General features: G+C 45.3%; 12 protein-coding genes and 1 pseudogene. 5 read left to right on the top strand and 8 right to left on the bottom strand.

Annotation, left to right across the window (positions count from 1 at the left end; all coding sequences use genetic code 11):
- Positions 1–67: 67 nt before the first annotated feature.
- Complete coding sequence (locus A3GG_RS0106665; protein WP_018358532.1) at positions 68–451, top strand: DUF805 domain-containing protein; 384 nt, start codon at positions 68–70, stop codon at positions 449–451.
- 82 nt (positions 452–533) lie between these two features.
- On the opposite strand, the gene galK is transcribed toward A3GG_RS0106665, so the two are convergent.
- The 8 genes and pseudogenes from galK to A3GG_RS0106715 all read right to left on the bottom strand — a co-directional run bounded on the left by galK (position 534) and on the right by A3GG_RS0106715 (position 11982).
- Positions 534–1691, bottom strand: coding sequence for a galactokinase (gene galK / locus A3GG_RS0106670; protein WP_018358533.1), 1158 nt, complete (start codon positions 1689–1691; stop codon positions 534–536).
- Between the two features lie 15 nt (positions 1692–1706).
- A pseudogene (locus A3GG_RS12625) lies at positions 1707–2995 on the bottom strand (MFS transporter).
- 42 nt (positions 2996–3037) lie between these two features.
- Positions 3038–4087, bottom strand: coding sequence for an aldose epimerase family protein (locus A3GG_RS0106680; protein WP_018358534.1), 1050 nt, complete (start codon positions 4085–4087; stop codon positions 3038–3040).
- Positions 4088–5303: 1216 nt separating this feature from the next.
- Complete coding sequence (locus A3GG_RS0106695) at positions 5304–5483, bottom strand: hypothetical protein (RefSeq protein ID WP_018358537.1); 180 nt, start codon at positions 5481–5483, stop codon at positions 5304–5306.
- Positions 5480–7942 carry a ferrous iron transport protein B gene (feoB, locus tag A3GG_RS0106700; RefSeq protein WP_026215688.1) on the bottom strand — a complete coding sequence of 821 codons (2463 nt, stop codon included), beginning with the start codon at positions 7940–7942 and terminating at the stop codon, positions 5480–5482. The genes A3GG_RS0106695 and feoB overlap by 4 nt, the downstream gene beginning before the upstream one ends.
- Before the next feature lie 263 nt (positions 7943–8205).
- Complete coding sequence (locus tag A3GG_RS0106705; protein ID WP_018358539.1) at positions 8206–10779, bottom strand: TonB-dependent receptor; 2574 nt, start codon at positions 10777–10779, stop codon at positions 8206–8208.
- A 9-nt stretch (positions 10780–10788) separates the two neighbouring features.
- On the bottom strand, positions 10789–11661 hold the full coding sequence (locus tag A3GG_RS12845; RefSeq protein ID WP_083900386.1) for a GLPGLI family protein: 873 nt from the start codon (positions 11659–11661) through the stop codon (positions 10789–10791).
- A 99-nt stretch (positions 11662–11760) separates the two neighbouring features.
- Complete coding sequence (locus A3GG_RS0106715; RefSeq protein ID WP_018358541.1) at positions 11761–11982, bottom strand: hypothetical protein; 222 nt, start codon at positions 11980–11982, stop codon at positions 11761–11763.
- A 665-nt stretch (positions 11983–12647) separates the two neighbouring features.
- Here A3GG_RS0106715 and A3GG_RS0106720 point away from each other — a divergent pair.
- From A3GG_RS0106720 to A3GG_RS0106735, 4 genes are read left to right on the top strand one after another with little or no spacing between them, the layout of a single operon-like run.
- Complete coding sequence (locus tag A3GG_RS0106720; protein WP_018358542.1) at positions 12648–13481, top strand: ABC transporter ATP-binding protein; 834 nt, start codon at positions 12648–12650, stop codon at positions 13479–13481.
- An 8-nt stretch (positions 13482–13489) separates the two neighbouring features.
- Positions 13490–14254: a hypothetical protein gene (locus A3GG_RS0106725; RefSeq protein ID WP_018358543.1), complete on the top strand. Its 765-nt coding sequence runs from the start codon at positions 13490–13492 to the stop codon at positions 14252–14254.
- Positions 14255–14277: 23 nt separating this feature from the next.
- Complete coding sequence (locus A3GG_RS0106730; RefSeq protein ID WP_018358544.1) at positions 14278–15012, top strand: hypothetical protein; 735 nt, start codon at positions 14278–14280, stop codon at positions 15010–15012.
- The gene (locus A3GG_RS0106735) at positions 15009–15344 is read left to right on the top strand and encodes a GntR family transcriptional regulator (protein WP_018358545.1); all 336 of its coding nucleotides are present in this window, start codon (positions 15009–15011) and stop codon (positions 15342–15344) included. The genes A3GG_RS0106730 and A3GG_RS0106735 overlap by 4 nt, the downstream gene beginning before the upstream one ends.
- Positions 15345–15456 lie beyond the last annotated feature (112 nt).

Consider the following 15456-nt stretch of genomic DNA (forward strand, 5'->3'; position numbering starts at 1 on the left):
TAATTAAGGAATAATCGATACCTTTGAGGGCGTAACGGAATTACATAACAACTAACTACAATACACTATGAATTGGTTTTTGAAAGTGCTAAGACAGTATGCCGACTTTCGTGGTCGTGCTAGACGTAAAGAGTATTGGTATTTTGTCCTCTTTAATGGTATATTCGCCCTCATCGCTATGGGGCTAGATAACCTATTGGGGATTACGTTTTCCTCGTTCGACCTCTACTATGGTCCCATATTCCTTCTATACGGACTAGCAATCTTAATCCCAAACTTAGCAGTATCGGTACGGCAACTACATGATATTGGGAAGTCTGGTTGGTGGATCCTAATTTCCTTTATCCCTATCATTGGAACTATTTGGCTAATCATTCTCTATGTCACCGACAGCCAACCAGGAGCCAACAAGTGGGGCGAAAACCCCAAAGATAGCACTCCTATAGCTTAAGACTAGCGAGTGATATAAATAGAAAATCCCTTGTGCGGCAATCGCCACCCAAGGGGTTTTCTATATAAAGTAGCTCTTGGGATTACTCGATACGGCGGGCACCGTCAGAGATAATCACATTGTATACTTTAGGTTCGTGACCGAACTTCTCGGCATATTTCTTCTTGGCAGTATCCACAAAAAGGTCATATAGCTCCTCCTTTACAAGGTTGATAGTACAGCCACCAAAGCCGCCGCCCATCACACGAGAGCCACTCACGCCACACTCTATGGCGATATCGTTGAGGAAGTCTAGCTCCTCGCAACTTACTTCATAGAGCTGGCTAAGTCCCTTATGGGTCTCGTACATCCTCTGCCCTACAGTCTCGTAGTCGCCCTTATCGAGTGCTGCGGTTACGTCGAGTACCCTCTGCGTCTCGCCTACCACATACTCAGCGCGCTTGTAGTCTTCCTCAGAGACACGCCCTTTGTACGCCTCCAGCATAGCCATATCCACATCACGCAGGTACTCCACCTCAGGATGATCCTTCTTAATCTCAGCCACTACTGCCTCACAACTCTGGCGACGCTTGTTGTATGCACTATCAGCCAAGGTATGCTTGACCACAGTGTCGAGGAGCACTAGCTTGTACCCCTGAGGGTTAAATGGGTGATACTCATACTCCATGCTACGGGTATCCAGACGCATAAGCTGCCCCTCACGTCCGTGGATAGAGGCAAACTGATCCATAATACCACACATCACGCCTACATAATTGTGCTCGGTACGCTGACCTACACGAGCCAGCTCCATCTTATCTATCTTGCCCTCGGCAAATAGCTCATTGATAGCAGTAGCATAGCAGCTCTCAAGTGCCGCAGACGAAGACATGCCTGCGCCTAGAGGGACATCGCCAGCAAAAGCAGTATTGAAGCCCTTCACCTCTACGCCTAGTTTCTGCATCTCACGGCACACACCATAGATATACTTAGCCCAACTAGCGCTTGGTGCTTCAGCATCGCCGAGGTCAAACTCTACGTAGTCCTTAAGGTCGATAGAGTAAGCTCGCACCTGACTAGTGCCATTGGGCTTAATCTCGGCTAGAATACCCTTCTCTACTGCGCCAGGGAATACAAATCCGCCATTATAATCGGTGTGCTCACCGATAAGGTTTACTCGCCCTGGAGCGAAATAAATGTAACCTGTGGAGCCATCGAAATGCTTAATAAAGCGGCTCCTAACAAATTCTATATCTTTCATACGACAATCTTTTATTTAGTCATTTACAGGAATATCCTTATTTACATTCTTAGACCCTATAAGTGCATAATACAATAGGAATGCCAAACCCGCTACCATTACCCAGTAGCTGGTCATGTAGTCGGTCTTGTCTGCCACAAAGCCCTGGATAGCTGGCACAATACCACCACCACTTACCATAATCATGAAGAAGCCCGAAGCGGCAGCAGTGTACTTACCTAGCCCCTCTACAGCAAGATTGAAGATACCACCCCACATCACAGAGGTACAAAGACCTACCAGCACAAGCAGCATGATAGATAGTGGAATCTGCACAATACCGAATGAGATATCAGACTGGAATACGGGCATACTCACCAGCTTGGTCTCAGGAATAAAGATAGCAGAGACCACGAGGATGATACCTACTAACGAAGCCACAGTAAGCATAGCCTTGCTAGACACCTTACCGCCAATAGCCGCACCTATTGTAGCCCTACAAGCATTAGGAACCAATAGGTACCTACTACCGAACCTGCCACAGTGGTGTTGTATGCCAGACCACCCTTCTCTACAGCATCCGTCATGTAAGGATTGATAAACATCTGAATACCTACCTCCACTCCTACATATAGGAAGATGGCAATCATACCCAGCACGAAATGACGGAACGCAAATGGACTATGCTCATGCTTAACCCCCTTAGACGCACCCCCCATATTGGGCTCTGGTATCTTGGTAAGGAAGAGCACTACAAATGCCACTGCGAAGATAGCCATAGCCAGATAAAGAGCAGGATAAGCATCTGATATCTGAGCCTTCTCTACGTTGGCACCAATCAGATAACCTACAAGTACTGGCACGATAGTAGCCATCAGTGAATTGAAGGTGCCGCCAATCTGAATTAGCTGGTTGCCCTTATTACCACCGCCTCCGAGGGTATTGAGAAGAGGATTCACCACGGTATTGAGCATACACATAGAGAAACCGGCCACGAAAGCACCGATGAGATAGACGGCGAAGCTACCAGCTAGACCAGATAGGTACATTATACCTACACCCGAGAAACCTACGACCACAGCCCATAGTGCTGTCTTCTTGTAGCCGATACGCTGTAGCATCTGCCCCGCTGGATAGCCCATAAAAGCGTAAGCGATAAAATTGGCAAAGTAACCGAGAGTAGACATAAAGTTGGAAGTCGCAAACTGGTTCTTTACGATAACGCCCATAGGATTAGCCAATCCGGTGACGAAGGAGATCATACCGAAAAGTAGGATCATCACAAGGATAGGGAGCGTGTAGTTCTTCTTTTCTGTTGAAGCCATTACTTTAGAGTTCTATTAAGTTTAATGTTATTTGAAGTTCTGTTATTCTTTCACACTAAATCCGAAGCTAGTCTGGCTTCGGAAGGTCTCGCCCGGACGAAGTACCGTAGTAGGGTACTCAGGCTTATTGGGGCTATCGGGGTAGTGCTGAGTCTCGAAACAAACGGCAGCACGTGCCGGATAGCGGCTATCGCCCTTACCACGCATGTTACCACTCATCCAGTTACCCGTATAGAGCTGCATACCAGGCTGGTCGCTCTTGATGGTCATCTCGATGCCTGTCTTAGGGCTAGAGCAGATAGCGTGTACCCCTATCTCGCCTATGGGCTTATCGATGATGTAAGTGTGATCATACCCTCTAGCCCAGTTGAGCTGATCCATATCGGTATCGATACGCTCGCCAATGAGGTGAGGCGCAAGGAAGTCGAATGGTGTACCGGCTACTGCCTCTGGTTGTCCGTAAGGTATAGAAGTGTCATCCGTAGGCAGATACGCCTTAGCATTGATCAATAACTGGTGATCATGCACCGAAGCATCCCCTTCGCCCGAGAGGTTGAAATAGGTATGATTGGTGAGGTTGAGCACGGTAGGCTTCGTGGTCTTCGCCTCGTAGCTGATGAGCAGATGATTGCTCACGGGACAGAGACCATAAGTGACCTGAACCGTAAGCTCGCCTGGGTAACCCTCCTCACCATCGGCAGAGACATAGCTGAGTACCAGCTCTTGGTCGCTGTAGTGCTCTACATGCCATACGACATCATTAAAGCCCTTCTTCCCTCCGTGGAGCGCATTAGGACCGTTATTCACCGGCAGCGTGTACGCCTCGCCATCAATTGCGAACTTACCCTTCGCAATCCGGTTGGCATACCTACCACAGATAGCACCAAAGTACTGCTCCTCGCTATTGATATAATCCTCCAGACTATCGTGCCCTAGCACTATGTCCACGCTATTGCCCTCACGGTCAGGCACCCTGATAGCTACGATCTTAGCACCGTGATTAAGCACGTCTACCTCCATCCCCTTATTGCGTAATGTATAGAGACCTACCTCCTTGCCCTCCACTACGCCCTCAAATCTTTTCTTATCCATATCCTTGGGGTTTTATCATTTCTGTCCGTAATCCTACATAAGGAGGCTCAATTTCTTTAGAAATAGAAGCCACACCCCAAAGATAACCTTTTTCTTTGGAATTTACCCCTTACTTTCGCCTTTCTTTTCATATCCCTCTGCCGACAATCCATAAAAATAAGGAATACATGCACCGTCACCCCCAAATAGAAGCGAGACCAGACCACAGCGAGTACACTTGTAAGGATTGGTGGGTGCCGAACTATTTCCAAGGGATACAGCCCTTAATCAAGCCATAAGATAAGAAGCCCTTCCCTCCGATATACCCGCCCAAAAAAGTTGACTAGCGCTCCCACTCGTTGCGACTCGCGCCTAGATTCCGCAAAGTATGCGTTAGCCCCTGATTATTAGTAGGTGGCATTATTGATAATTAAAGCCCTGCATTCAAGGAGAATGCAGGGCTTATGTCCAGATTTTTTTGTGTCTTTATTGTGTAGAACATAGCACAAAAAAAATTATAGAGGACTAGTTATGGAAAAGGTACAATTTATTAGCACAAATCGCAAGACTGCGATCGGGGGAGCTCAATTTTTCATCTCATATTGGGAGAAAATAGGCATGTCGGGACTGATTAACAAGCAGTTAGGAAAGTATAGTCGGATTAAGACGAAGTTTCCTATAACGATCTTCTTCTTTCCCTTTCGCTTCTTTTCCTATCTGGAGGCGAGGTGCTCGAGGACGTTCAACGACTTAGAGAAGAGGGGTTCTCGCTTAATAACGACTTCCAAATCTCTAGCCCCGATACCCTCGCACGTAAGAAAAAGCCCTAAGTGTACAGTCCAAAAAAGCTTCTAGCCAGCACAACACATTCANATTCAACCATAATGCAAAGCTCAATCGCCTACTCTTAAAGACGGCTCTNCAGTGTGGCGGAATCTCCAAGAGCACCTCACACACTCTCGACTACGATAACACCCTGATTTTTACAGAGAAGTCAGATGCCAAGATGACCTATAAGCAGTCTCTAGGCTCTTGCGCTACCTATTTCGGCAGTCCAGAAGGAGAGCAACGACTACTTCGTATACATTGTGGAGGGCGAGAAAGAGAGCAATTACACACTTGCCCGTACCCAAGTACAGGTGGGGAATATCAGTAGGGAGTACATTGAAATCGTAGGTGGCATACCTTCCGGTGCACAAGTATTGACCCAAGGTGTCTCTACCCTATAGAGTGGCTATTACTTGCACTTCATCTGCTCTCCCTGCTTCTTTGCTTTAGCACTACAAGCATCGCGGAGCGCACATCCTGAGCAAGCAGGGGGTACATCCTTTGGAGGATTGAGGCTCTTCCATAGGAAGCGCACCGCCAATACAAAGACCAAAACAAGTATAGCGTAAGTAATTATCGTCTGTATCATAAGAAGAGGTGTCCTATCTGAGTTACTGCAAACCCTAGTATCCAAGCCAAGGTAATCGAATAGAGGGCACTAAAAAGAGCGTACTTCCAACTCCCGCTTTCCCGTCCTATAGTTATCACGGTGCTAATACACGGTATATACACCAGTACAAATATCATAAAAGAGAAAGCAATTACTAAATCTATCACGGGAGAGCCGTCGGGGTATCGAGTACTCCGCAGCTTCTCAGATAGCATCATTTCCGCATCGTCCTCTCCGGTGTAGAGTACGCCCAGCGTGCTCACTACAATCTCCTTCGCCGCAATACCTGTGAGGAACGATACACTCATACGCCAGTCGTAGCCGAGAGGTGCGAAGATGGGCTGAATCCCATGACCAATCCGCCCTATCATCGAATACTCCTGCTGTAGCATTGCCGCCTGAGCACTACCCTCCATTGCGAGAAAATCCTCGGCTTCGGTAGGGCTTACTTCTGCAATATGCTCTGCTACCAGTTCGTCAAGCTCATGCTGGTGCAGATGATCTACGTTGGGGAAGTAGCTCAGTGCCCAAATAGCTATGGACGCCACCAAGATTACCGAACCCATCTTGTGCAGATATTGCTTGGAGCGCTCCCACATGTACAGCAATACACTCTTGAGCGTGGGAATACGGTAAGGCGGTAATTCCATCACGAAAGGTGTCTCCTCAGCCGTATTGAAATACCTCTTGAAGAGCAAAGCACTCCCTACCGCTACCAGTATCCCAGTAGCATAGAGCAGAAAGAGCACCGTCCCCGCATTCTTGGAGAAGAATGTCCCTGCCAAGAGCAGGTACACTGGCAACTTAGCACTACAGCTCATAAAGGGAATAATCAGCATCGTTACCAATCGATTGTTACGGTTCTCTATCGTCCTCGTTGCCATCACAGCGGGCACGTTGCACCCAAAGCCCATCACAAGCGGGATAAAAGACTTACCATGCAGGCCTATCACGTGCATCACCCGATCCATAATAAAGGCTGCACGAGCCATATACCCCGTATCCTCCATGATAGCGAGGCAGAGATATAGGATCACAATATTGGGGAGGAAAATCAGTACGCCGCCCACTCCAGAGATAACACCATCCACAATCAAGTCCCTCAGCATACCCGGACTCATGGCATTATTCGTCCATTCTACCAATAGTCCTACGCCCTCCACAATCCACTGCATAGGGTACTCCCCAAGCCTAAACGTAAGCTGAAACATCAGGAACATCACCACCACGAAGATAGGGAGCCCCCACACCTTATGCGTAAGTAGGTGATCGATTCTGTGGTTTTGCTCTGTCAGCTTGGCATAGTCCGATTGGTAAGTCTCCTGCAAAGCGCCACGCACAAATCCATACCTTCCATTGGTAATATCATGCTGAATCTCGTTGCCGGTATGCCGCTGATACTGCTCTATCTCCTGCTTTACGAGAGCGGAAAGTCGCTCCCCTCCATCCGCCAACGTGCCAAACCTCCCCTGCGTAGCCTCATCCTCCTCCAAAAGCTTAATGGCTAAGAACCTAGGTCGAAGCTCTCGCAGAGACTCTGGCAACCCCTTTCCCTCTTGATTAATTTCATCAGCCACCCTACGGATTACCTGCTCTATCTCGGTACGATACCGTACATCTATCACACGGCGTACGTGCGAACGGTTTTGAAAGATAGAGATAATATGCCCAAAGAGTTGCTGAATACCCTTGCCCATCCGTCCCACAGTTGGGCAAAGAGGCATACCTAATAGTTCACTCAGCGCCTCTACATCCAAACGGCTGCTAGATGCCTCCATCTCATCCCACATATTAAGTGCCACAACGAGTGGTATACTGGTCTCCAAAAGCTGTGTGGTCATGTAGAGGTGACGCTCCAGATTTGTAGAGTCCACCACATTAAGGATAACATCTGGCTTATTCTCTCCCGTTAGATAATCATTGATATAACGCTCTTCAGGACTATAGCTACTAAGCGAGTAAGCACCGGGGAGGTCGATAAGCTCAAAGGTATATCCGCCCTGTTTATAGGTCGCCCGTTTCGCCTCAACGGTCACACCGCTGTAGTTTCCCACACGCTCGTGAGCGCCACTAGCGGCATTGAAAAGCGACGTCTTGCCGCTATTAGGATTCCCCACAAAGGCAACTCTAATCCGCTTGGAGTCTATAACGGTTCGCCCCTCCACACTATGCTCCATCCTCTGATGTGTATGCCTGCGCTCTCGAGCTTGCTTACTTATTGGCTCCACCTCTATATCCATCGCCTCGGAGCGTCGGAGCGTGACATCATAATTGAGGATACGATACTCCACTGGATCTCTTAGGGGAGCATTCTTTACCACGAGGATTTCCTCTCCTGGTATAAACCCCATCTCCATCAAGCGCTTCCGAAACGCCCTATTGCTATGGTGCCTACGAATAATTGCCCGCTCCCCAGTATGTAATTCGGATAGTCTCATTAATTACTCCTTGTCATATAGAACAACAAAGATACCACCCAACCCCCACCCTCCCAATACCTACATGTAGGTATTTCTGGGCTGACACATTAGAATAAACGGGTACATATCTTTGAGGAGTATATCTAGAGAAGACTAGGGCATCGCCCAAACCCATTTCTAATTGAATAAGGAGGAGTATATGGTCTCAGCAGTCGTGGATATACGGTCTGGATGGAAGTGATATTCAGATGAGGAAAGCTTACTAGGTGTGTTAACTACTGTCAGAAGCTCCTCTTGAATTTCACCATAAGTTCCCGTCCTCTTAGAGGAAGTGAGTAATAACTACCATTAAGTCCAGACTGACTAAATAGTTGGTAATGGTCGTTATTGAAAATATTATTGAGCAAGATGCTTATTCCCCAGTGTTTATTAGGCTTATAATTGACCTCTGTATCAGCGAAATGAGCATGCAGATAATGCCCTTGAGGTTGTTGGTTTGCCTTATGTTGGTAGCTCACAGAAGCATTAATCCTACTCGTAAAAGGAAATAGTAACTTTAACTCATTGGCAAATAGGTTGAGCGGCTTACTCGTCCCCAACTTGTTTTGACGCCAAAATACAGCTCCGCCAAGCATATAGTGCACCTTTATCCAACTAATCTTTGCGAAGTTAGCATCGAAGGTATAGTTGAGCATATTTGACTGGTTATCCACTAGGCTCTTATTCTGAGAAATGACAAACTTCGAGCCATTATAGCTAATATTAGTCTTCAGCGTTACCATTGCCTGAGCAAATGTCTTATCCAATGATAGGCTGGCGTATACGAAGTGCTTATTGTGGGGAACATGGATAAAAGACATAGTGGTAAGCTCCGGCGCATAAGTACAATCCATGATATAGGGTACCTTCGTCCTACTATAGTTAGCAGAGAAGTTCGCATAGAGCATCTTGAGAAGGTTTTTATATTTCAGACCGATTCCCATACTTCCCTGATGGCTTGCCTTTAGCTCCTTAGCGCCCTCATATCTCGTCCTATAACCCTTCATCGTAGGGATATTAAAGTAATACGCTTCTCTGTATGGTCGCTTATTATAAGAGCTATTCATCTCAAATGCCCACCACCTATTAATTTCATAACCCAATCGTAAACTAGGCGATAGCGCAAAGAAGCGCAATCTACTGTCCTCTATTGCCTTATCCTCAAAGACTAAAGAACTACTATTCCAGTCCAGTGGGAAAGAGACCCCAATGCGTCCAGAACCAAAGTGATAAGAATAGGATGGACTAGCCACGAACCTTAGCTCTGAGAGCCCCACACCACTATAATGCTCAAAATGGCTATAGTTATACATTGCATTAGTAGATAGAGACAGTCTGTGCTGACCCTTTCGCCATAACTGCCATGAGAGGGTATTGCTGGCAAGAAAGTCTCGATTGGCAAAGCCAAAGGCATTCGACAGCGAATTATCAATCTCTAGACGCTCTCTCCTCCATGTATAGCGGGTGAAAGAGGAAATATCTAGCATTTTCTTCCCTATATTTAAGGTAGTCCTAAGAGAATTTTCAATATATTGATATTGATCGCTTATATTCTGCTTTTGTGCAAGAGCATTTGAGGTAATAATACCCCTCTGTAATGAGCTAGAATACTTATACTTCAGTTCGTCCACGAAGAAAGTATTCTCTTCATTGAACTCATAGGTTAGCGAAGAGACAACCTGCCGATAGTGAGTTGAGAGTTCTCTCGTCTCAGCTATCTCTAGGGGCTGTGGAGCATCTACATAGAGGGTGGTATAATCCTTTTTGCTTTGTTTATCCAAGTATCCTGTAATCTTAGCTCTTAGGCTTCCCGCGGTTCCCAGTCTGAAGAGACTATTGCCACCAAAGGTATAGGCGTTATTCTCCAGCCAACGATGTTTGGGTAAGCTCGATGCCAAAGGAGTAATGGATAAGTATGGGCTAGGTGGAAGTGTATAATTAGGGTTGCCGCCTATGCTTATCTGTTCTGCCACGTCAAGAGATAAATCCTCACCACTATTGGTCATCTTCACTACCATCAAATGCTGATTATCTTTCGCAATCTGTGTAAGGAACAATCTATTATCCCACACTAATGGTGTCCCTCCTAAACCAGCCACGAGCTCACCTATAGGGCGGAGCTTATGGCTCTCCTTCAATCTGATATTCATGGCAGCTTTCTCCTCAAGCACTTTCCCTCGGAGCACTTTCACCGGCTGGTGATTTTCAAGCACCTCCACATTCGATACGGCATCCACCGGGAGGTTTCTTGTAATCTGATTGTACTGATTGCCCAAAAGATCTTGACCCTCTATATAAAACTTATTGATAGGCTTCCCTTGGTAATGTATTACACCGCTTGGGCTTACGGATACCCCTGGCAGTTTCTTCAATAAATCGTCAAGATAATTATCCTGCGTACTGATAAAGGATGCAGCATTATAGACCAGAGTATCACCCTTTTGGCGAATAGGAGGTACCGAGACTACGATCTCCTGAAGTCGCATATTGCCGAACTGCAGCAGCACCTCTGAGACCTGCCTAGTGTCTATGAGTTGGGCCTCTATCTCTTTAGTCTCATAGCCCAGAAGGGAGAATCTAAAGAGCTTGATTTGCCGTAATTCGGAGGAGAGAGAGACTTCTCCTTCAGTATTGGTGAGCGCATTACTCACAATCTTACCATTGTTATCTACAGAGACGGAAATCACATTGGGAATTGCCTCTCCACTCTCTGCATCCCTAATGACAAACCGATATACTTCCCCATCGCTCTGAGCTGAGATCGAAAAGGGAACTGATAAGAGCAAGGTCGCTAGCAAGAAGAGCCTTTGCACCATAATCGACTATTACTCTAGTTCAATTGGATTATAGGGTTTAGGTTTGATGCTCGCCCAGTCTTCGTCCGACATAGTAATAGTCAGACCACTATTCTTTATTCCTGATGCGGGGTCGGCATAATAATTACGTATCATTTTATGCACATTTTCTCGGGTCTCATGGTCATACTCCTGATAAGTATATAGACGGTCGTAGTAATTCACAGGCTCCAGTCCCGCAATGGTAAATTCACATTGCCTTTTGGTATCATAGATAGAGAGGATAAGCCCTGGCAATCCGCCAAACTTATAAGGTCCATAGCTCAAGGGGATTTCTGGGGCATACCATGCTACATAGCCACGACCCCTAAAGTGCGTAGTCGCCATCTTGCATTCTATGCCCGACACAATGGTATCTCTCTCTCCTAAAGTCCACTCTAGGTCAGCGCGATCATCAACATACTGAAAACGACTAGAAAATGGGGGTTCCTCTTGAACGATAAATTCATTGCTGTTAGGGTTATACAAAAGTATGCCATCTAAAACATTACCACTCTTCAATCCCATTGCCTTCAAGAGGAAAGAACTCTCTGGCTCGCCATTTCTCGCAGCTGCGACAACCATGGAATCCCTCCTAAAACTAGAGTAATCCATAAACTGGGTGTACCCTTTATTCCCAATCAATAAGATTGAATAGCTTTCTTTCAATAGACAGTTGCTAGAGTCGCTGCAATGATAAGTTGTATAATAAACTCGATAGGCTGCTGTGTCATAGATATTTACTTTGGCACTATCAGTGGGGTGGCTAAGATCTACTCCACCTACCACACGCACTTGTCCCATTCCATAGCCGAACGAATATCCGAGCAATAACAGAATAAAAATAATTTTTCTCACTTCCATAATATAATGAATTAAAAGCTAGAGTACACAAAGAACGTGTACTCTAGCCCAAAGTCAGCATTTTAAACATCTATACTAAGATGTAGAGTATAAGTAAAATCAAATGGTGTCAGCACTTTGTGAAGTTGGTTTGATTTCATCACACATGGCATCGTTGATTTTTTCCACACGTTTCAGAAGTTCTTCAGTGTTCTTAAAATCTTCGGAATTCACGATAACAGTCTTTCCACACGATGTCTCAATGGTTATTGGACTCGCCAAAGCAGCACCCGTTGAAAGTAAAAGTGCAGTACCAAATAAGAACAAAAACCTCTTTTTCATAGGCTTTTTTAGTAATTAGTAAAACACATTAGCAGCAGGATGTCTTCCAACTGAATTATTCGCAAGATACACAAAACATTCAAATTACACAAAGAAGTTGCGACAAAGCACACACACCACCAACCTAAAAAAATATTTGTTTTAACAACAAAACAAATTAAGCAAAGGTGCAAATAAATAAGGCTTTAAATAATCAAGAGACAATAAAATCTACCATATACTAATCTCGGTAATCCCAAATCTCTTAGAAATAATTTCCAGTTGCAAAACTGCACCGTCCCAACAATCACTTTAGACAAAACACAACCAACAATAATAGTCCCCAATCTCTCGCCCTCCCAATACCTATCGCGGGTTCAGAGACAGAGAGTGAAAGCTAACGAACTTTTCTCCTATCCTATTGGGGTCACACACGCACTTATATACAATCGTAAATCAATAGAATATAACAAGTAAAGCAATCGATGAATACATACAAGCCGATGGGACACGCAATGCTAGCTGATGGCATGGTCGAGATGTAGAAACAAACCATGAATCAAAAATATTTCACCCATAATATTTGGTAGATTCGTAAATTGATAATACATTTGCGGTGTACTATTACAATAGGACACCAAACAAGCTAACATTTAATTGATATAACGCAGTAGAAGACAATAGTTATGATTGAGATTAAAGATCTGGAGTACAAATACTCCATAGCACGCTCACTATTTCAGGGAATATCTCTTAGCATAGAGTCTGGTCATATCTCAGGATTGCTAGGCAAAAATGGAGAGGGCAAGACAACACTACTCAAGCTCATCGCGGGGCAGCTCCTCAGAAAAGGAGGGACTCTTTCTGTGGCAGGCGAAGACCCTACGAAGCGTCAGGTAAGTTTCCTTTCCGACGTGTACTACCTACCCGAGACGGTCAATGTACCCAAGGGCGTAACCATACGAAAATACTTCGATGCTCTTTCGCCATTCTACCCTAATTACTCCAAGGAGATGGCCGACCAGGCGCTCGAGGCATTCAACCTCAACTATAAAATGAAGATAACCAAGCTCTCACAAGGGCAGCAAAAAAAGGCAATGATTGCCTTTGCACTATCGTTGGGCACGCGTATCTTATTGCTAGACGAGCCTACCAATGGGCTCGACATCCCATCCAAAAGTGCGCTTCGCAGGCTTCTCGCCAAGCAAATTACCGGGGACAGGTACGTGATCATCAGTACCCATCAGGTGCGTGACCTAGAGCAAATCATCGATCATGTAATTGTAATGGACAAGAATAAGATAATCCTCTCCAAGTCTATTGGCGAGATTACCGACCAGTTCACGTTCCGTCCTGTAGTTACAAGTGATACCCCAGTCTACTGTGAGCAGACCATTAGCGGCAAGATGGGTATTTTTGCCAAAGAAGAGGGCGACGAAAGCGACGCCTATTCTACGGAGCTATTCTTCAATGCTCTGATGACGAACCAAGAAGACATCCTGAAGCACCTCAATAAATAACCATCCTTATGAATGCTTTTTCGATAAAACGTGTGGGGTTGCTCCTCTATTCAGAGTTTAAAATACAAGGGAGGCAGATGCTAATAGTATTCGCCACCATAACTGCGGCGGTAGCATTTATCACTCTTATATCTGACTCGTCTCTTCAATCTGAGACGCGGACGAGTAACGTACTATTCTTTTTTACCCCAATGATTCTTTATGCTTTCAGTTTCATATACTTTCTTTGGGTACACAATCTCATCCATGAAAAGAATACACTACCGTACATTTCTATCCCTGCTACAGCACTAGAGAAGTATATACAGATAATATTTTTGGGGCTTTTATTCTACGCCATGGGAATAGCCTCGGTACAGGTTAATTACTGGATAGAACTATGGAAATTCCCTACGCTAATAAATACATCTGGGTTTCTATCAAGTGAAGCTATACTGATCAATAACACTTCTCTTGTTAATCCTTTATGGGGGATAAATGAAAAGCTTGGACATGTCTCACTCTTTTTTACGGGAAACTTGCTATTGACTTCCTCGCTAATACCGAAGAAAAGATTTTCAATTCCAGCTTACATACTCCTTCCAATAGCGATTATTGCTCTATTAAGCTATGTTACTACCATTATTTTTGGAGATAACTCTACAATAGATAATGCTCTTGAAAGTAAGATGGGGAGCACAGAAAACTATATAGGGGGTATATTGTGTAGCATAGGCATTATAGGTCTGATTGGTAGTTATTTCGCAATACGTAATAAACAAGTAAAATCATGAAACATTTCTCAATAAAAAGGACAATGAAACTATTGCGCCTCGAGCTAATGATTGAGGGGAAGGGCTTACTAACTGGATTTATAACCATGTTAGCCATTATTCTACTAGTGCTACTGAATGGACCAGACTTCACCTACGAAGTGTATAGTCGGGTGCTTCACTCCTATCTACCCTTTGTGTTTGCAGGCACAGGATTAGCCTTCTTCGCAAGAATACATCAACTACTTCATCAGAGTGCGGCACATCCTTTTGTATCTGTTCCCGCCACAGTTGGGGAGAAGTACCTCTTTATATTGCTACTAGGGGTGCTCTATTTCCTCATAGCCTCAGTTACCATACAAATCAATCTGTGGGTAGAACATGCACTGTACCCGCAGATTAATTACCACCCAGAGCCATCGGCATACAATGATTGGATGAGTAGTTGGCTGGCTAACGATTCGCTTTTCCTCTCTCCAGCCGCTTTACTCAGGGAAGAGGTATTAATTACAGGAATCTATGCAATAGGCTTGCTCTTACTCATCTCGCTATCTTTCTCATGGAAGATAATTGCCTATCCGCTCTTTGTGATTGCGCCTGTAGGAACTATCTACTTACTATCTAGACTATTTTCTATGCTCCAATGGAACCTAGAGGGCAATGAAAATGCCCCTCGCTTCTTGGGATTGGAGGCGTACCCCCTTATCCTTTCTATGATAGGAATAGCGGCTCTTGTAGGTTCCTATTTTGTATTACGCAGAAAGGAGGTGAAGTCATGAGGGAAGCACAGTCTATATTTGTGCAGATTGCCGAAGGCATCAAAGACCGAATCCTTTCGGGCGAATACCAAGCCGATGAACGCATACCCTCGGTACGCGACTTGGCAGTGGAGCTAGAGGTGAATCCTAATACCGCTATGAAGGCCTTCGATCTGCTGCAGCGGGAAGACCTCATTTACAACAAACGAGGGATGGGCTACTTCGTCTCCCCCGAGGCGAAAGCGAAAGTGGTGGAGAGCAGAAAGCGTCAGCTTCGAGAGGTAACCCTCCCCGCCCTACGCCATGAGCTAGAGCTTCTCGGGCTATCACTAGAGGATCTACTAAGGATATAAGCTATAACGTCTTGTTGAGACCGCTCAGGGAGGTCTCCTAATACCATTCATTTTGTTTGTACTACTCTGCTCGGGAGGCTTACCTCTCGAGCAAGCAGTAGTAGTATCACAA

It is taken from the genome of Porphyromonas levii DSM 23370 (assembly GCF_000379925.1).
GTDB classification, from domain to species: Bacteria; Bacteroidota; Bacteroidia; order Bacteroidales; family Porphyromonadaceae; genus Porphyromonas_A; species Porphyromonas_A levii.